The organism is Actinoplanes oryzae (assembly GCF_030757795.1).
In the GTDB taxonomy this organism is placed as follows: domain Bacteria; phylum Actinomycetota; class Actinomycetes; order Mycobacteriales; family Micromonosporaceae; genus Actinoplanes.
Genome location: NZ_JAUQWH010000094.1, coordinates 14,961 through 34,452, shown reverse-complemented (window position 1 = coordinate 34,452; position 19,492 = coordinate 14,961). Strand labels below are relative to the sequence as shown.

The following is a 19,492-nucleotide window of genomic DNA, read 5'->3' as shown; positions in this document are numbered from 1 at the left end:
CCGGCTCCATCTCGTACGGGGAGAACGGGGCCCGCCGCGCCCGCGCCGGCGGCTGGGGTGAGCTGTTCGGCGACGAGGGCTCCGGCTACTGGGTGGCAATCCGCGGCCTGGGCGCCTTCAGCCGGATGTGCGACGGCCGGCTGCCCCGCGGCCCGCTCGCCGATCTGCTGCGCCGCGAACTGGGCCTCACCGACGACCTCGACGCCGTGGACGTCGTCCTCAACCGGTGGAAGGGCGACCGCGCCCGGATCGCCGCCCTCAGCCCGCTGGTCAGCGCGGCCGCGGACGCCGGCGACAGCGCCTGCGCCGCCATCCTGCGCGACGCCGGGAACGAGCTCGCGACCCTGGTCGACGCCCAGGCCGAGGCCCTCGGCTTCGCCACCGGGCCGGTCCCGGTCTCGTACTCCGGCGGGATGTTCTCGTGCCCGCCGCTGCTCGACGCCTTCCGCGCGGCCCTGGACGACCGCTACGAGCTGCGCACGCCCCTGTACGCCCCGGACCTCGGCGCCGCCGTCTACGCGGCCCGGCTCGCCGGCCACCACCTCGAAGGGATATCGGCATGACCACCAGCGCTACCGCCCGCCGGACCGGCTGGATCCCGTACGCCGGGCTGCTCGTGCTCTTCTGGGGCGTCTGGGGTGCCTTCTCCGGCGAACCGACCAGCCGGTACGGCTACCCCGACGGCATGGTCTACCTCATCTGGTCGATCACCATGATCATCCCGGCCGTCGCCGCCCTGCGCGGCGCCACCTTCGACCGCCGCCCGATCGCCGCCTGCTACGGCCTGCTGATCGGCGTCACCGGCGCCGGCGGCCAGCTGCTGCTCTTCAAGGCCCTGACCATCGGCCCCGCCTACATCATCTTCCCGATCATCGCCCTGTCCCCCGCGATCACCGTGGTCATGGCCCTGGTCGCCCTCAAGGAACGGCTGACCCGGCTGGCCGTGATCGGCGTCGTGCTCGCCCTGGTCGCGATCGTGCTGTTCTCCGTGGCGCCCGGCGACGAGGACGCGTCCACCGGCCCGTACCTGCTGCTGGCGATGCTGATCTGCGTGGCCTGGGGCGTGCAGGCCTACTACATGCGCAAGGCGGCGCTGTCCGGCGTGAACGACGCCACGACCTTCGGCTGGATGACGATCAGCGGCATCGTGCTCATCCCGGTCGCGCTGATCATGATGGGCGGCTTCCCGACGGGCTTCCCGTGGCAGGCGCCCGCCCTCACCGCGGTGACCCAGCTGCTCAACGCCGTCGGCGCGCTCTTCCTGGTGATGGCGATGAGCCGCGGCAAGGCGTCGCTGGTCGCGCCGATCACCAACGCCCTCGCGCCGGTGCTCACCATCGTGCTGTCGCTCGCCGTCTACCAGAACGTGCCGTCCGGCTTCCAGACCGCGGGCATCCTGCTGGCCCTGGCCGGCTCGACGCTGATGGTCTACACGACCGAGAAGTCCGCCGAGCTGGCCGCGTCATGACCCGCGTCGTCACCGTCACCCTCAACCCCGCCCTCGACATCACGTACGACGTCCCGGCGCTCGTCCCCGGCGACAGCGTGCGCGTCGGAGCCGTCCGCTCGCGCGCCGGCGGCAAGGGCATCAACGTGTCGTCGGTGGTCCGGGCGCTCGGCGGCGACACCGTGGCCGTGGCTCCCGCCGCTCTCGCCGCGGACCCGTTCCGCTCTCTTCTGGATACGCTCGGACTTCCCTGTCGGCTGATCCCGGCGTTCGAGGCGGTCCGGCGGACGATCGCCGTGGTCGGCGCGGACGGCACGACGACCATCCTGCTGGAGCCGGGCAACCCGGTCGCGCCCGGCACGGCGGCGGCCGTCCTCGAGACGGTCGCCGCCGAACTGGCGACCGCCGACGCCCTCGTGGTCTCGGGCAGCCTCCCGCCGGGCCTGCCCGCCGACCTGCCCGCGCAGCTGGCCAAGCTTGCCGGGGTCCCCGCCGTGGCCGACGTGTCCGGCGAGGCGCTGCGGCACGCGGCCGGCGCCGGGGCGGTGCTGATGCCCAACCGCGACGAGCTGGCCGAGCTGACCGGCTCGCCCATAGCGTCGGCCCGGGAGGCCGCCGGACGGGGCCGGCGGTTGCTCGATGACGGTGCGGCGGCCGTCGTCGTGACGCTCGGCTCCTCCGGCGTGGTGGCGGTCACCCCCGACGGGACCTGGGCGGCCCGTCCACCGCAGACCGTCACCGGAAACCCGACCGGCGCCGGCGACGCGGCCGCCGCCGCTCTGGCCCTGCATCTCGCCGCCCGCACGCCGTGGCCGCTCGCCCTCGCCGACGTGGTGGCGACCGCGGCGGCCTGCGTACTGCGCCCGGTCGCCGGCGAGATCGACCTGACCGCCCGGGCCGGCTGGATCGGCCAAGTCATCGTGGAGGAATTGTCGTGACCATTCCGGGGTCCCTCCGGGGCAGGGGCATCGGCGCTTTCAACGTCATCACCCTGGAGCATGCCGAGGCCGTCGTGGGCGGCGCCGAGGACGCGGGCCTGCCGGTCATCCTGCAGATCTCGCAGAACGCCGTGCGCTATCACGGTGCCCTCGCGCCCCTCGCCCTCGCCTGCCTGAGCATGGCCGGGAGCGCCCGCGTGCCCGTGACCGTCCACCTGGACCACGCCGAGGACGAGACGCTGATCGACGAGGCGGTCGCCCTGGGCATCCGCTCGGTGATGTTCGACGCGGCGACGCTGCCCTACGCGGACAATGTCGCCCGCACCCGCGCGGTCACCGAGCGGTGTCACGCGGCCGGCGTCCGGGTCGAGGCCGAGCTGGGCGCGATCGGCGGCAAGGACGGCGCGCACGCCCCCGGCGTCCGCACGGATCCCGCCGAGGCAGCCGCTTTCGTCGCCGCCACGGGAGTCGACGCCCTCGCCGTGGCGGTCGGCTCGTCGCACGCCATGTCCCGCCGCGACGCCGTCCTCGACGACGACCTGATCGCCCGCCTGGCCGCCGCGGTGCCCGTACCCCTGGTCCTGCACGGCTCCTCCGGCGTCCCGGACGACGGCCTGCGCCGCGCGGTCGCCCACGGCATCGTCAAGGTCAACGTCGGCACCCTCCTCAACCGCACCCTGACCGCCACGGTCCGCACCGTCCTGGCCGCCGACCCCGCCCTCTCCGACCCCCGCAAATACCTCTCCCCCGCCCGCACCGCCGTCCGCACCGAAGTCGCCCGCACCCTCACTCTCCTCGCGGCCACCGACCGGACGACGTAACGTCCTCCTGCCAGCTGATCAGCGACGCCGTCAGCATGACGATGAGCGGTTCGTGGGTGCCCGAGGCCAAGGCGTCGGGACTCACTCCGCTGCTGTTCCAACCGTCCGCGAGCGCGTTGGCCGGTCGTGATTGTCTTCGAGCACGGGCTGCGATACCTGTCCGCCCGCACGACAGCGGTCAAGAAGCTCGCGTGCCTGCTCGTCGCCTGCGTCGACCGCACGGCGATACATCTGTTCGGCCGCATGCACCTCGCCGAGGTCCTCCAGCAGCTGTCCGAGGTTGACCATGGTGTCGGTGTTGCCGGCTGCCATCGCCCGCTCGAAGAAGGCTTGAGCGGCCTCGAGGTCGCCACGGTCGTAGCTCAGCGCGCCGAGAGCGTTCAGGGCGCCGCAGGAGCCATCGATCTCGACCGCGTGCCGGAAGCTGGCCTCCGCCCCCGCGCGATCGCCGCTGTCACCGAGCAGGTGACCCAGTTCGACTGCGGCGTCACTGTGACCGGCACCCGCAGCGCGCCGCCACCAGCCTTCCGCCTCATCAAGATCGCCTCGTTCGTCGGCCAGGCAGCCGAGCAGGAACATGGCAGCGGCATGCCCGCCGTCGGACGCGCGGCGGTAGAGCTGGTGAGCCTCGTCGAAGCGGCCTTGGTCGTCCAGGTCGGCGGCGGCGGTGAACAGGCTTTCCGGATCGGCCGCGTCCGGCGCGGGTCGTGCAGCCACGACAGGGGCCAGGAGCAGGTCGGTGAGTTCCAGCGAGTGGGCTTTCCAGTTGATCGCCGGCCCCTTACGCATGAGGTCGAGGTTGAGCCGGCGTGCCGCGTCCGCGACCCCGTCGATGCTCAGCAGCCGGACGAAGTCGCGGGGGCTGGTAACTTCGAGTCCGGCGACACCCGGCCGCGCCCGGTACGGCGCTTCCTCCGCATGGAGGCCCCACAACTGCTCCTGAAACGTCTCCAAGCTGCCCCAGCGGTCCACCAATGTCTCGAGGTCGACGTTGAGGGCAAAGTCGATGACCTCGGGCTCGCGGCGCGGGGCATACAGATAGAGCGTCTCGAGATTGTGCACGCTCAACGTGCACAGCCTCTTTCCGCCGGACGTACCCGGCCGGGCGCTGAGCGCCCAGTAGCTCAGCTCAGTGCGCTGCGGGGCCGGTAAGGTCCAGGCGATGTAGCGGCGCAGCGCGTACTGCACCCGGACGAAGCGCGGATCGGCGATCAACCGAGCGAAGCCGGGATGGTTGTCGCGACGCAAAGCCGGATACTGCGGCCGCATGTCCTGATCGATGATGTCGGACGGCGCCGAATCCAGCCAGGCGTCTTGTTCGGCCGGGGGCACGACGATGTCGAAGTCGCTCGCGCCGAGCCGTCCGCTGGTGTGCACCACGTTGCGCAGCCGCACTCCCTGCTGTTCCCGGTGGCGGATTCCTTCGCGTTCGACGGCGTTCAGCTCAGCGCGCGGGACGCGCCAGAAAGCCACCTCGACGATGTCCGGGTAGTTCAGGCGGTGAGTGGAGAACCGGGTGACCACGTCGACGGCCTGGCCCACGTACCGATCGCCGTTGGCGAACCGCAGCTCGTAGATGCCGCACCGGTCCGCGGCCCTCGGCACCAGATGGGCGATGGAACGCACTCCCGCCGCGGGGAAGATCGCGGCTGCGGATTCATCGAGGTCAGGCACCGACACCCCCCAAGCTGGTCCGAACGCGTCATCCCATGGTCGCCGGACGGCCGGCACAGCCGCCGAGCTTCGGACAATCTTGCCGCTATGTACGCACTGGGCGGCGATGGCGCCCGACGACAGGTTCGTGAGCTTCCCCTGCGGCACCGGCGGCGCCGAAACGCTGTCGCGAACCCAGGAAGTGGTGTTTGCCGCAGCGTCGTCGTCACGGCTCTCCGCGGGGATCAGCGGCCGGGCACGACGACGTAGTCGGGGCGGCCGGTCGCGGCCCAGCTGGCCACGTTGCCTGCGGCCTTGCTCCGCAGGTCGCGCTCGGCCTGATCGGAGTACCAGGCGACGTGCGGGGTCAGCAGCGCCCGGGGGTGGGCGAGCAGCGGATGGCCGGCCGGTGGCGGCTCGGCGGGCAGCACGTCGAGTCCCACCCCGGCGAGCCGGCCCTCCCGCAGGGCGGCCAGCACGGCGTCGAGGTCGACGAGCCGGCCGCGGGAGGTGTTGACCAGGTAGGACCCGGCGGGCATCCGGTGCAGCAGCTCGGCGCCGATCAGGCCCTCGGTGCCGGCGGTGAGGGGCAGGTGCAGGGTCACCGCGTTGCTGCGGGCGAAGAGCTCCGGCAGGTCGAGCCGTTCGACGCCGGCGGGCCAGCGGTCGGCCGGCAGGTACGGGTCGTGGCCGACGATCGCGCCGAACCAGGGCGCGGCGCCGGCCAGCGCGGTCCGGCCGATGCGGCCCAGCCCGACCACGCCGAGGGTGAGTTCGCCGGGCCGGCGCAGCCGTCCGCCGAGGCGGTGGTCCCAGCGGCCGGCGTGGACGTGCCGGTCGTGCCCGGGCAGGTTGCGCAGCAGGGCGAGCAGGAGCGCGACCGCGTGCGCGGCGACCTCGGTGACGCCGTAGTCGGGCACGTTGCACACCCAGATGCCGCGGGCCCGGGCGGCGTCCGTGTCGATGCCGTCGACGCCGACGCCGTACCGGCTGATCAGCCGCAGCCGGGGCAGCGCGGCGACCACCTCGGCGGTGACGGGGGCGTACTGGACCAGGACGGCGTCGGCCCCGCGCGCCGCGTCGACGACCTGCGCCGGCGTGCGGCAGTGGGCGACGACCAGCTGGTGGCCGGCGAGCGCCCGCTTCTCGATGTCGAGCTCGCCGTAGTCGGCGTCGGTCACCACCACCCGCATGCCGGGCCCCTCACTCGAAGAGCTTGCGCACCTGCTCGTTGAAGGTCAGCACGGACAGGAAGCCGAACAGCACGAACGCCCACACCAGCGCCGCGACCCGGCCGGCGCCGGGCCGGATCTCCCGGGGCAGCACCCGCCGGTTCACGAGCAGCAGCAGGGCCGAGTAGAGGAACATCATCAGCCCGCCGGTGACCGCCGAGATGACCAGCAGCACCAGCGGCTGGGTGAGCCCGGCGAGCAGGACGACGACGCCGATGCCGACCAGGCCCCAGACCAGCGCGAAGTAGATCTTGCTCTCGTGGACGTGCCGCAGGTACGCGGTCTTGAGCACGTCGGCGCCGAGCCGGCTGGTGTAGTCCACGATGCCCAGCGCGGCGGCGAAGAGCGAGAAGGCGCCGATGATCCAGAAGAAGGTGCCGAACCAGTCGCCGACCGAGGCGTTGAGCGCGTCGCCCTCCGCCTTGAGGAAGGAGATGTTGTTGCTGAGCCCCTCGCGGCCGAAGACGGTGGCGTAGGCCAGCATCGAGGTGAAGACGATGGTCAGGAAGCTGATCAGCACGAAGGTGCTCAGCTGCTCCAGGTTGGCCAGCCGCCACCAGCGCCGCCAGCGGGCGAGGTTGCCCGCGGTGGGCTCGAAGACGAAGCCGGTCGACGGCGCGGCCTCGAGCTGGCCGGTCACCGGGCTGACGATGCGCGGGACGTAGGCGCCCATCCCGAAGCCCTTGTCGCGGATCCAGTTGCTCTGGCAGAGGTTCTGACCGCCGCCGGCGCCCGCGAAGGCGAGGGCCCCCATGAGCAGGGCGAAGCCGAGCTCCTCGGCGGGCAGCCCGGCCCCGGTGACGATCTGCGTGCTGTCGGCCCAGGCGGAGGCGCCGATCGCGGCCACGGCCCCGACCACGACCAGCAGCAGCAGCGCCGCGACCTTGACCATCTCGATCTTCTCGAGCGCCTGGTAGACCACCGGGGCCAGGGTCAGCACGACGCCGATCAGCAGCAGGATGCCGATGGCGATGGGCCGTACCGAGCCGCCGGCCAGGTAGGTGATCAGCGTCGCCGAGCTCGACGCCCAGCCCGGCCAGATGTTGGCGAAGTAGGCCAGGATCGCGAAGACCAGCCCCCAGTGCCGCCAGTAGCGGCTGAAGCCGGTGAGCGCGGTCTCGCCCGTGGCGAGGGTGTAGCGCTCGATCTCCATGTTGAGGAAGTACTGGGTGGCCAGGCCGACGAGGGCGGCCCAGACGAAGACCAGCCCGACCTGCGAGGCGATGTAGGGGAAGAGGATGAATTCGCCGCTCGCCATGCCGACGCCCGCGGCGACGACGCCCGGCCCGATGACCCGCCGGAAGCTCGCCGGCGCCTCGGGCAGCTCGCGCACCTCGGGGGCGGCCAGATGCTTCGTGGGGAAGAGACGGTCCGCCGTATCCACGTAAATCAATCTAACGGGTGGCGGAGATCAGCTGAAGCGCCGATCAGAGCAGGATCTCGACGGCACCGAGCAGCTCGGCGTCGGCGCCCAGCGCGGTGGGCACGACGGTCAGGCCGGCGGTGGCGCTCGGCGAGCAGTGGCGCAGCAGGGCCTCGCGGACCCCGTCGACCACGTAGGGGCCCGCCTCGGCGAACGCGCCGCCGACCACGACGACCGCCGGGTTGAGCACGTTGCACAGCGAGGCGACCGAGCGCCCGATCAGCCGCCCGGCGTCGGCGATGGCCCGCTGGACCGGGCGGTTGGGGGCGCCGGCCAGGGCGAGCAGGTCGGCCTCGGTGCTGCCGGCACGCGGGTCGAGCAGGGCCGCGAAGTACGCCGGGTTCAGGTAGACCGACAGACAGCCGCGGCTGCCGCACACGCAGAACGGGCCGACCTCGCGCACGTTGAGGTGCCCGACCTCCCCCGCGTAGCCGATCGCCCCACGGTGCATCCGCCCGCCCGCGATGATGCCGGCGCCGGTGTACTGGTCGGCGCGCAGGTACAGCACGTCGCGGGCGCCCCGCCCGGCGCCGCGGCGGGTCTCGGCGAGGGCGGCCAGGTCGGCGTTGTTCTCCGCCGTCACCGGCACGCCCAGCACGTCCCGCACCTCGCCGCCCGGGTCGAAGCCCGCGAACATGGGCAGCACGCCGCGGCTGCCGAAGCGCCCGGTGGCCGGGTCCACGGGCGCGGGCACGCTGAGCCCCGCGGCACGCAGGCCGGCGGGGTCGTGGCCGTGGGCGAGCAGCAGCTCACGGCCGAGCTCCGCCGCGCGCCGCACGTGCAGCGACCCGGCCATGCCGACGGGCACGGTGTCGCCCGCCTGGTGCAGCACGGTGCCGCTGCCGTCGGTGAGCACGGCCCGGGTGCTGTCGGCGCCCAGCGCGAGCCCGAGCAGCAGCCCGGGCGGCGCGGCCAGCCGGAAGCGCGGCGAGGGACGGCCCGCGCGGCGCTCGCCCGGCGCCGGCGCGGCCTGCTCGACGGTGCCGTCGTGCTCCAGCTCGCCGAGCAGGTCGAGGACGGCGGCGCGCGGCAGGCGGGTGAGCCGGACGATGTCGCTGCGCCCGACGGTGCCCCGGTGGCGCAGCAGGTCGACGATCATCCCGCGCCGCACGGCCCGCTCCCGGCGCGCCGGGGTGCTCCCCGCCGGGGCGCTCTCGCCCGTGGCTCCGAAGGCGCGGCTGCCCCGGGCGGCGGGCGTGGCGCTGACGGCCACGGAGACCGCGCCGAGGATGGCTGCCCGGCCCTCGAGCGCGCTGGCCCGCACGAGGGTGGCGTCGGCGACCTCGGGTTGCGCGTAGCGCCGCACGGACTCGCGCACCCCGGCGACGATCGTGCCCTCGGGCTCGATGAGCGGGCCGTCCAGCACGACCAGCGACGGGTTGATGGTGTTGGCCAGGTCGGCGACGACCCGGCCGATCATGCGGCCGGCGTCGGCGAGGACCCGCTCGGCCGTCGCGTCGTGCCGGGCCAGCTCGGTGACCTGCTCGGCGGTGACCGGCTCGCCGTACGTGGCGGTCAGCATCGCCAGGATCTCCCGCGGCGACGCGATCGTCTCCAGGCAGCCGCGGTTGCCGCAGCGGCAGAGCGTGCCGGTCTCGTCGACCTGGACGTGGCCGATCTCCCCGGCCGCCCCGGTGGCGCCGTGGTGCACGTGGCCGTCGAGCAGCAGCCCGCACCCGATGCCGGTGGAGATGCGCAGGTAGCAGACGGTGCGGTGGCCGCGGGCGGCGCCGTGGGCGACCTCGCCGGCCAGGCTCAGGTCGGCGTCGTTGCGCACGGTCACCCGCAGGCCGAGGCGGCGCTCCAGCTCGGCGCCCGGCACGACGCCGCCCCACCCGGGCAGGACGCTGCTGGCCACGAGCGCGCCGGTGCCCGCACCGACGGGGGCCGAGAAGCCCGCGACGACCGACCAGATCCGGCCGCGCTCGGTGCCCGCCGCGGCGACGCACTCGCGGATCAGCCCGGCAACGGCGTCGAGGGAGGCGGTCACGTCGGTAGTGTCCAGGGCGAGGTCGCGCTCGACGAGGATCGCGCCGGTGAGGTCGGCGACGGCGGCGCGCACGCCCGCGCTGCCGACGACGGCCCCGACGACGCAGCCGGCGGCGGGTCCGAGCGTGAGCAGCCGGGCGGGCCGGCCCGGGCCACCGGCCACCGGCTCGCCGGTCTCGGTCAGCAGGCCCGCGGCGAGCAGCTCGGCGACCAGGCCGTTGACGGTCACCCTGGCCATGCCGGTACGCCGCACGAGCTCCGCCCGGCTCACCGCGCCGGCCTCCCGCACCTGGGCGAGCAGGAAGTCCCGGCTCACGACATGCACCCGCCGGCCGATGGTCATAGGGGCACTGTACGCCCCGGTTTTGTCGTAACTGCCGCTAACTTCGCCGGGCCGGTCGGACAAACGACGGGCAAACGGCCCGGTGATAGCCCAGGCATGGGTAATACACAGGAAATACGGCCGTCACGACCCCTTGGTTTAGCGGTAATCCGATCGATAACTTCGGAGACGAGACCGCCATCGGCGGCGGCCCGTTCCCCGGTACGCGAGGTGCGTCATGACGACGATGGATTCCTTGACGGTGACAACGACCGAGCAGCGGCGGCCGGACGCCCCGGTGCGGCTGATCGTGGCGATGGCGCTGGCGATGCTGGGCGCGTACGTCGCGATCCTGACCCCCGTCGTCGTCACCATGTCGATCCGGGTCGCCGAGATCGCGGGCGACGCGAAGACCACCGCGCTGAGCACGGTGCTGTCGGTCGGCGCGATCCTGGCGATGATCGGCAACCCCCTCTTCGGCGCCCTGTCCGACCGCACCACCTCCCGATTCGGCCGGCGCCGCCCGTGGCTGATCGGCGGCATCGTGGTCGGCAGCGCGGGCCTGCTGCTGGTCGCGACCGGCGGCAGCATCGCGACCCTGACCGCGGGCTGGGCCCTCGCGCAGCTGGGCGTCAACGCCACGCTGTCCACCATCACGGCCCTGCTGCCCGACCAGATCCCGCCGCAGCAGCGCGGCCGGGTCAGCGGCTTGCTCGGCCTGATGACCTCGATCGCGATCCTGCTCGGCACGGCCCTGGCCGCGGTGCTGTCGGGCCACACCTTCTGGATGTTCATGGTGCCGGCGCTGATCGGGATCGCCACGATCGTGCTGCTCGTGGCGATCCTCAAGGACCGCCCCGCGCAGCCCGGCGCCTTCGGCCGCTACACCTTCCGCGACTTCCTGCGGACCTTCTACGTCAACCCGCGCAAGCACCCCGACTTCGCGTGGAACGTGGTGAGCCGCTTCCTGGTGTGGATGGGCATCGCCAGCGTCACGACCTACCAGACGTACCTGCTCATCGACCGCTTCGGCTACACCACCGACAACGTCGCGACCGCGGTGCTGATCGCGACCGTGCTCACCACGGCGGGCATGCTGCTGGGCTCCACGGCCGGCGGCTGGCTGTCCGACCGTACGGGCCGGCGCCGCCCCTTCGTCCTCGGCGCCGGCATCGTCATCGCCGTCGCACTGGCGGGCGTCGCCTTCTCGCACAGCTTCGCGCTGTTCCTGGCCGCGGTGACGCTCTTCGGCCTCGGCGAGGGCCTCTACCTGGCGGTCGACCTGGCGCTGGCCACCGACGTGCTGCCCGACCCGGACGACGCGGCCAAGGACATGGGCGTCATGAACATCGCCAACGCCCTGCCGCAGTCGCTCGTGCCCATCCTGGCCGCCCCGGTGCTCGCGATCGGCGCCGGCCCCGGCAACAACTACAGCGCCCTCTTCCTCGCCGGCGCCGTCGTGGCGGTCGCCGGATCCCTCCTGGTCCGCTTCGTGCGCGGCGCCCGCTGAAAGGTTCCCCCATGTTCCCGTACGAAGATCCGCAGCTCCCCATCGACGAGCGCGTCACCGATCTGCTGGGCCGCCTCACCCTCGAGGAGAAGGCCGGCCTGATGTTCCACACCATGGCGGCGGTCAACCCCGACGGCACCCTGTACGAGCCGGAGGCGGCCGGCGGCATGTTCGAGTCGACCAGCGACCTGGTCACCGGCAAGCTGATCAACCACGTCAACATCCTGACCCTGGGACCGACCCCGCCCGCGCTGATCGCCGCCTGGCACAACCGGATCCAGGAGCTGGCCGCGAGCACCCGCCTGCGGATCCCGGTGACCGTGTCCACGGATCCGCGCCACGGCGTGCTGGACAACCCGGCGACCAGCGCGGCCGCCGCGGGCTTCTCGCTGTGGCCCGAGCCGATCGGCTTCGGGGCGATCCAGGACCCCGCCGTGATGCGCCGCTTCGCCGACACTGTCCGGCAGGAGTACCTGGCCACCGGCATCCGCGTCGCCCTGCACCCGATGGCCGACCTGGCGACCGAGCCGCGCTGGGCGCGCACCTCCGGCACGCTCGGCTCCGACGCCGACGTCGTCGCCGGGCTCATCCGTGAGTACGTGCTCGGCCTGCAGGGATCCGAGCTGGGCCGGGACAGCGTCGCGGCGATGGTCAAGCACTTCCCCGGCGCCGGCCCGCAGATGAACGGCGAGGACGCCCACTTCCCCTACGGCCGGGAGCAGGTCTACCCCGGCGGCATGTGGGACTACCACCTCAAGCCGTTCGAGGCCGCGTTCGAGGCGGGCGTCGCGCAGGTCATGCCCTACTACGGCATGCCGGTGGGCACGTCCTTCGAGGAGGTGGGCTTCAGCTTCAACGCCGGCGTGGTGCAGGGGCTGCTGCGCGAGCGGTACGGCTTCGACGGCGTGGTCTGCACCGACTGGGGCCTGGTCACCGACGCCGACAACGTGATGGGCGCCCCGCTGGCCGCCCGCGCCTGGGGCGTCGAGCACCTGAGCCGCCTCGAGCGCGTCGCGAAGATCCTCGACGCCGGCGCCGACCAGCTCGGCGGCGAGCAGTGCCCCGAGCTGATCGTCTCGCTCGTCGAGTCCGGCCGGATCTCGCCCGCCCGGATCGACCTTTCCGTACGCCGGATCCTGCGCGACAAGTTCCGCCTCGGCCTCTTCGACGACCGCCGGTACGTGGACGCCGGCGCCGTCGCGACCACGGTCGGCACCCGTACCTTCCTCGACGCCGGCCTCGACGCCCAGCGCAAGTCGGTCGTGGTCCTGCGCAACGACGGGCTGCTGCCGCTCGCCGAGGGCGTCCGGCTCTACGTCGACGGGGTGGACCCCGTCGTCGCCGCCCGGTACGCCAAGGTCGTCGACACCGCCGCCGACGCGGACGTGGCGATCGTGCGGCGGGCGGCGCCCTACGAGCCGCGGGGCGGCGGTTTCGAGGCGTTCTTCCACGCCGGGCGCCTGGACTACACCGCCGAGGAGCTGGCTCCCGTCCTGGCCACCGCGGACACCGTCCCGACGGTCGTGGACGTGATGCTGGACCGCCCGGCGATCCTCACGGCACTGGACTCCCGCGTGGCGGGGCTGACCGGCACGTTCGGCACCGGCGACGAGGCGCTGCTGGACGTGCTGTTCGGGCGGGCGCCGGCGACGGGCCGGCTGCCGTTCGAGCTGCCGTCGTCGATGGCGGCGGTAGCGGCGTCGCGGGAGGACGTGCCGAACGACACGGCCGCGCCGCTGTATCCGTACCTGCACGGCCTGCGGCTTTCCTGAGGGGCAGGGAGGGGCGGCGCCGGGGTTTCTCTCCTCCCCCGGCGCCGCCGTGCCGGGTCTCTTGGGACACATGTCGATCCGGGCGGGCGTTTCGTCCGTACCAGTGCATGGACCCGAAGACTCCGAACCGGAGGCGACATGCCGCGCGACGCCGACCCCGTTGTCCCGCCCGACTGGCCCGCACCGGGCACGCCCCTGCCCTCGGAGGAGCCGACGCAGGAGCTGCCGCTCGTCCGCGGCGACGCGACGCCCGCGTGGAACCGCAACACCCTGGCCGGGGCGGCGCTGTCGCTCGCGCTGACCCGGAGCTCGTCGCCGGACACCTCGCCCGTCTCCCCCGAGGCGCCGGCTCCACCCGAGCCGCCGGTGTCATCCGAGCCGCCGGTGTCCTCCGAGCCGCTGGCCTCATCAGCGCCGCCGGTTTCCTCCGAGACGCCAGTTTCGTCCGAGGCTTTCGAGTCTCTGGTGCCCGGGTTTCCGGATCTTCCGCCGGAGCCCGAGGGTCCGGTGGGGGCGCGCTCGATCGCCATGCCGCTGCACCGGCCGGAGCCGTCCGCACCCGCGATGGACTGGGACTCGGCCGCGCCCCGAGAGAGCGCTTTCCCTCCCGCCGAACCGCCCTCCGCCAAGCCTGCCGAGAACATCGTGGCTACGCCTGCCGACGACATCGTGCCCTCCGGGGCGCCCGGGCCGCGCTGGCTGGTGGGCGCGGCCGTCGCGGCGGTCGCCCTGGTCCTGACCGGTGTGACGGTGCTGGCGGTGGGCCGGGACTCCGAGGCCGCCGAGACGGACCAGCGCTGGACGCCCCCGGTGGCCGCCGGCGGCAAGCCCGCGGCGCCGGCCGAGCGCGGCACCGAGCCCGCGGACCCGGCCGAGCGCGGCACCGAGCCCGCGGCACCGGCCGGGCGCGGTAGCGAGCACGTGGCCACGGGCGCGCGCGATGGGCGTACCGTCGCGCGGTTCGACCTGCTGGACGGCGCCCGGACCGTGCAGGTGCGCACGGCCGATCTGGGCGACGGGTTGTACCAGGTCGCGACGCCGGCGGGCGGGCCGGCCGTGCCCCGGGTGGCCGAGCGCGACGGGCGGGTGCAGCTGCGGTTCGACGGGCCGGCCGAGGCGGTGGAGGTCACGCTGAGCGACCAGGTGCGCTGGGACCTGCGGGTGGCCGGCGGGACGGACCGCGGGACGATCGACCTGAGCGCCGGGCGGGTGGCCGGCGTCGAGCTGAGCGGGGGCGCGAGCCGGATCGACCTGGTGCTGCCGCGGCCGGACGGGACGCTGACGGTGCGGATGTCGGGCGGCGTCAACCTCCTGGACGTACGGGCGGCGGGTGCCGTGCCCACGCGCGTGACCGTGGCCCGGGGCGCCGGGCAGGTCGTGCTGGACGGGGAGACCCACTCCGGGGTCGCCGCGGGACGGACGTTCACTTCGTCGGCGTGGGCCGACGAGCCGGACCGGCTCGAGGTCGACGCAGTGAGCGGCGTCAACGCGCTGACGGTCGCGTCGCCGGCGGAATGACGGGGCTCCGGCGCCCCCGGGCTTGCAGGACGTGACCGAAATTGCGCGGTACCCGCAAGAAGTTTCAGGGTCTACAGTGACGCCCATGCGTGCACGACTCTCCGACATCGCGCGCCAGGCCGAGGTCAGCGAGGCGACGGTGTCGCGGGTGCTCAACGACCGGCCCGGCGTCTCCGCCGACACCCGGCAGGCGGTGCTGACCGCGCTCGACGTGCTCGGCTACGAGCGCCCGGAGCGGCTGCGCAAGCGCAGTGCCGGGCTGGTCGGGCTGATCGTGCCGGAGCTGGAGAACCCGATCTTCCCGGCGTTCGCGCAGACGATCGAGACAGCGCTCTCCCAGTCCGGCTTCACGCCGGTGCTGTGCACGCAGACGCCGGGCGGCGTGACCGAGGACGAATACGTCGAGATGCTGCTGGACAGGCAGGTGTCCGGCATCGTCTTCGTGTCCGGGCTGCACGCCGACACCACCGCGGACCGCGAGCGCTACCGCCGCCTGGTGCAGCGCCCCATGCCCATCGTGCTGATCAACGGGTACGCGGACGATCTCGACGCCCCCTTCATCTCCGCCGACGACCGGCTGGCCGGCGAGCTGGCCGTCAGTCACCTGGTGGCGCTCGGGCACCGGCGCATCGGCTTCGTCTCCGGGCCGGACCGCTTCCTCAACGTCCAGCGCAAGCTCGCGGGCTACCGGGCGGCCATGCGGCGCGAGCTCGACGTGCCCGACAGCGAGCTGGACGAGCTCGTGGCGCTGACGCTGTTCGGGGTCGAGGGCGGCGAGGTGGCGGCCGGGCAGCTGCTGGCCCGCGGCGCCACCGGCATCGTCTGCGGCTCCGACCTCATGGCCCTGGGCGCCATCCGCGCCGCCCGCCGGCGGGGCCTGTCGGTGCCGCGCGACGTGTCGGTGATCGGCTACGACGACTCGCCGCTGATCGCCTTCACGGACCCGCCGCTGACCACGGTGCGCCAGCCGGTCGCGGCCATGGCCAACGCCGCCATCCGCCAGCTCGTCGACGAGATCAACGGCCACGGCGCACCCCATTCCGAGTACGTGTTCAGTCCCGAGCTGGTCGTGCGCGGCTCCACCGCGGTCCTCAGGCACGAGAAGGTCGCGTCCCCCGTGGCCTGACCGACCGCCCCTTCCCCTCGGCCTGACCGACCGCACCCTCCCCTCGGCCTGACCGACCGCACCCTCCCCTCGGCCTGACCGACCGCACCCTCCCGTCGGCCTGGCCGTCCGCGACCCCTGCGACCGGCCGGCCGGGGCCTGTCCGCGGCCCCCGCCGGGGCGAATCCGGCCGTTCACGATCGGGCGCCGCTGCCCTCCGGGCCGCACGTGATCTTTGAAAGTCGTTGCCCCCCGCGCCGCCGCCGGGCAGCCGGGCGAGCAGCGTCTTTCCCGCGACACACCCGGCGCGAGATCTTCTTCGCTGCAAGAAAAATCGGGCCATAGCCGCGAATCGATCGGCGCCATCGAGGCCCGTCGCTTTACGGGAGTGAAACACGCTGCTAACTTTCCGGGCACTTGCGCAAGAAGTTTCAGGACTTCCCCGCTCCCCCCAGGAGGCTTCCATGCGTACCCGGAAGGTCGCCGCCACCGCGGCGGCCGCCCTGCTCGCCGTCGGGATGTCCGTCGCCGGCCTCGCCCACGCGACCGAGTCCCGGGCCGCCACGACCGGCTCCGAGGCAGCCGCGGCGGCGCCGCCCGCCTCGCAGCGCGCCGGCTCCCTCGGCGCCGCTTCCACCAGCACCGCCACCCTCGGCACCGCTTCCCTCGGCTCGGCAAGCGCTTTGTCGCCCGCCTCGCCCGGCGCCAAGGACGTGATCGTCCACCTCTTCGAGTGGCCGTGGGCCTCTGTTGCCACCGAGTGCACCAACGTGCTCGGCCCCAAGGGCTTCGGCGGCGTGCAGGTGTCCCCGCCGCAGGAGCACGTGGTGCTGCCCGGCCAGGGTTACCCGTGGTGGCAGGACTACCAGCCCGTGAGCTATCAGCTGACCACCCGCCGCGGCGACCGGAACGCGTTCGCCGCCATGGTGTCCACCTGTCACGCGGCGGGCGTGAAGATCTACGTCGACGCCGTCGTCAACCACATGGCGGGCGGCGCCTCGACGGGGACGGGCAGCGGCGGATCCACGTACTCGCACTATGCGTACCCGGCGGTGCCGTACGGCACGAACGACTTCCACCACTGCGGGCGCAACGGCACGGATGACATCGTCAACTGGTCCGACCGCTGGGAGATCCAGAACTGCGAGCTGGTCGACCTGTCCGATCTCGCGACCGAGTCGTCGTACGTGCGGGGGAAGCTGACGGCGTATCTCAACGATCTGGTGTCACTGGGTGTCGACGGCTTCCGGGTGGACGCCGCCAAGCACCTGCCCGCCGCCGACCTGGCCGCGATCGTGGATCCGGTCAGCGGCGACCCGTACGTGTTCTCCGAGGTCATCGAGGGCGGCACCGGCGAGCCGACGCCCGAGGAGTACGCGGGCATCGGCGATGTCACCGAGTTCCGCTACGGCGACGTGGTCGGCAACGCCTTCCGCGACGCGAACCTGTCGGGCCTGAACGGGCTGGCGGGGCAGATGCGGCTGGGCTCGGGTGACGCCGTCAGCTTCATCGACAACCACGACACCCAGCGCAACGGCCGGGCGAAGCTGACCTACAAGGACGGGGCGAGCTACGCGCTCGCCGAGGCGTTCATGGTCGCCTACCCGTACGGCGTCCCGCAGGTGATGTCCAGCTTCACCTTCTCCGGACCCGACCAGGGGCCGCCGGCCTCCGCCAACGGCACCACCTCGGCCGTCAGCTGCGGCACCGGCTGGCAGTGCGAGCACCGGTCGCGGACCACGGCGAACATGGTCGGCCTGCGCAACGCCGCCGCGGGCGCCGCGGTGACGAACTGGTGGAGCAACGGGTCCAACCAGATCGCGTTCGGCCGGGGCAGCGCCGCGTACGTGGCGTTCAACCGCTCGTCGAGCGCGCTGACCCGGACCTTCCAGACCTCGCTGCCGGCCGGGACCTACTGCGACGTCATGGCCGGGGACTTCAGCAACGGCACGTGCAGCGGGCCGGCGTACACCGTCGGCAGCACCGGGCAGGTGACCGCGACCGTGGCGGCGAACTCCGCGCTCGCGCTGCACATCAACGCCCGCGGCACCGGCTCGACCAACCCGCCCGGCACGTGTACGACCGCTGCGGTGTCCTTCGCCGCGAACGTGACGACCACCTTCGGCCAGAACGTGTTCGTCACCGGGAACACGGCCGCGCTGGGCAACTGGGACCCGGCGGGCGCCGTGGCTCTGTCCTCCGCCTCCTATCCGGTGTGGACGGCGACGGTGACCCTGCCGGGCAGCACCGCGATCCAGTACAAGTACATCAAGAAGGAGGGCTCCACAGTGGTCTGGGAGAGCGATCCGAACCGCTCGCGTACCACACCGGCGGCCTCCCCGTGCTCGGCCACGTGGTCGGATTCCTGGCGCTGACAGGTCAACCGTTCAGAGTGACGTGCGCCATGCCCGCCGGTCGCACAGCCAGTGCGACCGGTCGGATGCATTCCCCGGGAGAGTGGGACCCACAACGCGTGGGTCACTCATGAAACCGACCGGTGGAGGTACGCACACATGCCCGAGATGGACGTCGCCCTCAAGGACGCCATGCAGATCGACGGCGCGATCGGCGTCGCCCTCGTCGACTACACCAGCGGCATGGCGCTGGGCATCGCCGGGGGCACCAAGGAGTTCGACCTCTCCGTGGCGGCCGCGGGTAACACCGACGTCGTGCGCTCCAAGCTGCGCGCGATGGAGATGCTCGGCATCCGCGAGGGGATCGAGGACATGCTGATCACCCTCGAGAACCAGTACCACCTGATCCGCCCGCTCAAGGGCCGCCAGGGCGAGGGCCTGTTCCTCTACCTGGCCCTGGCCAAGTCGCGCGCCAACCTCGCGATGGCCCGGCACCAGCTCAAGCGCATCGAGTCGAACCTCGACGTCTGAGCACGACCCGCCCCCCCGGACCCGGCCCGGTCGCCTCCGCTCGCTGTCACGGATGCGGCCGGGCCGCCTCATGCGGTCTTGCGGGCGACGCCGCCGTACATCTGCACGTGCGCGTCGGGCACCTCTTTCTCCGGGCGCCAGCGGTTGACCAGCACCACCCCGGGGTCGAGCAGCGGCAGGCCCCGGAACAGGGCGGTGACCTCGTCCCGGTCGCGGACCCGGATGCCGATGCCGCCGGCCGCGTACACGGCGACGCCCGCCGCGACCTCCGCGGGGGCGGTCTCGTCCGTGACCGAGGAGATCGACAGGGTGCTGCCGGCGGGCAGGGGCGCCAGCAGCCGGTCGACGATGCTGGACGCCTCGTCCTCGTCGGTCACGAACTGCAGCACCGCGATGAGGCTCAGCGCGACCGGCCGGGTGAGATCGATCGTGTCCCGGAACTCCGGCGACGCCAGGATCGCCTCCGGGTCGTGCAGGTCCGCGTCCAGGTAGGTGGCGCCGGTGACCGAGCGGCCGCGGTCGAGCACGAGCGGGTCGTTGTCGACGTACAGCACCCGGCACGCGGGATGCACCCCCTGCACCACCTCGTGCATGTTCGGGGCGGTCGGCAGCCCCGAGCCGACGTCGAGAAACTGGCGGATGCCCAGCTCGGCGGCGGCGAAGCGGGCCTGGCGGGCCATCCAGTCGCGGTTGGCGCGCATCGAGACGCCCAGGTGGGGCCAGTGCGCGGTGACGGCGGCCGCGGCGGCCCGGTCGGCCGGGAAGTTGTCGTGACCGCCGAGCATGTGGTCGTAGATGCGGGCGGAGTGCGGTTTGTCCGGGTCCAGCTCCATGATGGACGGTCGCACAGTGTTGACGGTCACATCAACCCCGGTTA

General features: G+C 73.0%; 15 protein-coding genes. 10 read left to right on the top strand and 5 right to left on the bottom strand.

The features are described from left to right. The 4 genes from RBH18_RS26905 to RBH18_RS26890 form a co-directional block, all read left to right on the top strand. Positions 1-563, top strand: a 563-nt coding sequence (locus RBH18_RS26905; RefSeq protein WP_306212582.1) for a BadF/BadG/BcrA/BcrD ATPase family protein, incomplete at its 5' end; no start/stop codon positions are given. Next, positions 560-1,468 (top strand): DMT family transporter, encoded by a 909-nt coding sequence (locus tag RBH18_RS26900; protein WP_306212581.1) that lies wholly within the window; start codon positions 560-562, stop codon positions 1,466-1,468. The genes RBH18_RS26905 and RBH18_RS26900, both read left to right, overlap by 4 nt. After that, positions 1,465-2,385 carry a 1-phosphofructokinase family hexose kinase gene (locus RBH18_RS26895; RefSeq protein WP_306212580.1) on the top strand — a complete coding sequence of 307 codons (921 nt, stop codon included), beginning with the start codon at positions 1,465-1,467 and terminating at the stop codon, positions 2,383-2,385. Before RBH18_RS26900 ends, RBH18_RS26895 begins: the two co-directional genes overlap by 4 nt. Continuing rightward, a complete protein-coding gene (locus RBH18_RS26890) occupies positions 2,382-3,206 on the top strand; it encodes a class II fructose-bisphosphate aldolase (protein ID WP_306212579.1) in 825 nt (274 codons plus the stop codon). The genes RBH18_RS26895 and RBH18_RS26890 overlap by 4 nt, the downstream gene beginning before the upstream one ends. A gap of 81 nt (positions 3,207-3,287) precedes the next feature. Here the strand turns inward: RBH18_RS26890 and RBH18_RS26885 are convergent, their stop codons facing one another. The 4 genes from RBH18_RS26885 to RBH18_RS26870 all read right to left on the bottom strand — a co-directional run bounded on the left by RBH18_RS26885 (position 3,288) and on the right by RBH18_RS26870 (position 9,846). Next, a complete protein-coding gene (locus RBH18_RS26885) occupies positions 3,288-4,880 on the bottom strand; it encodes a tetratricopeptide repeat protein (protein ID WP_306212578.1) in 1,593 nt (530 codons plus the stop codon). A 224-nt stretch (positions 4,881-5,104) separates the two neighbouring features. Continuing rightward, entirely contained in the window at positions 5,105-6,052 is a 948-nt protein-coding gene (locus RBH18_RS26880) for a C-terminal binding protein (RefSeq protein ID WP_306212577.1), read from the bottom strand. A gap of 10 nt (positions 6,053-6,062) precedes the next feature. After that, positions 6,063-7,475, bottom strand: a complete 1,413-nt coding sequence (locus tag RBH18_RS26875) for an Nramp family divalent metal transporter (protein WP_306212576.1) — start codon at positions 7,473-7,475, stop codon at positions 6,063-6,065. 43 nt (positions 7,476-7,518) lie between these two features. Further along, positions 7,519-9,846, bottom strand: a complete 2,328-nt coding sequence (locus RBH18_RS26870; protein WP_306212575.1) for an ROK family transcriptional regulator — start codon at positions 9,844-9,846, stop codon at positions 7,519-7,521. 217 nt (positions 9,847-10,063) lie between these two features. On the opposite strand from RBH18_RS26870, the gene RBH18_RS26865 reads away from it, so the two are divergent. The 6 genes from RBH18_RS26865 to RBH18_RS26840 all read left to right on the top strand — a co-directional run bounded on the left by RBH18_RS26865 (position 10,064) and on the right by RBH18_RS26840 (position 18,615). After that, positions 10,064-11,335: an MFS transporter gene (locus RBH18_RS26865; RefSeq protein ID WP_306212574.1), complete on the top strand. Its 1,272-nt coding sequence runs from the start codon at positions 10,064-10,066 to the stop codon at positions 11,333-11,335. Positions 11,336-11,346: 11 nt separating this feature from the next. Continuing rightward, positions 11,347-13,107, top strand: a complete 1,761-nt coding sequence (locus RBH18_RS26860; RefSeq protein ID WP_306212573.1) for a glycoside hydrolase family 3 protein — start codon at positions 11,347-11,349, stop codon at positions 13,105-13,107. A gap of 138 nt (positions 13,108-13,245) precedes the next feature. Beyond that, the gene (locus RBH18_RS26855) at positions 13,246-14,625 is read left to right on the top strand and encodes a hypothetical protein (RefSeq protein ID WP_306212572.1); all 1,380 of its coding nucleotides are present in this window, start codon (positions 13,246-13,248) and stop codon (positions 14,623-14,625) included. 85 nt (positions 14,626-14,710) lie between these two features. Further along, positions 14,711-15,751 (top strand): LacI family DNA-binding transcriptional regulator, encoded by a 1,041-nt coding sequence (locus RBH18_RS26850; protein ID WP_306212571.1) that lies wholly within the window; start codon positions 14,711-14,713, stop codon positions 15,749-15,751. Between the two features lie 443 nt (positions 15,752-16,194). Continuing rightward, positions 16,195-18,105, top strand: coding sequence for a carbohydrate-binding module family 20 domain-containing protein (locus RBH18_RS26845; protein WP_306212570.1), 1,911 nt, complete (start codon positions 16,195-16,197; stop codon positions 18,103-18,105). A gap of 138 nt (positions 18,106-18,243) precedes the next feature. Beyond that, on the top strand, positions 18,244-18,615 hold the full coding sequence (locus tag RBH18_RS26840) for a roadblock/LC7 domain-containing protein (protein WP_306212569.1): 372 nt from the start codon (positions 18,244-18,246) through the stop codon (positions 18,613-18,615). A 68-nt stretch (positions 18,616-18,683) separates the two neighbouring features. Here the strand turns inward: RBH18_RS26840 and RBH18_RS26835 are convergent, their stop codons facing one another. Then, a complete protein-coding gene (locus tag RBH18_RS26835) occupies positions 18,684-19,463 on the bottom strand; it encodes an SAM-dependent methyltransferase (protein ID WP_306212568.1) in 780 nt (259 codons plus the stop codon). Between the last annotated feature and the right edge of the window lie 29 nt (positions 19,464-19,492).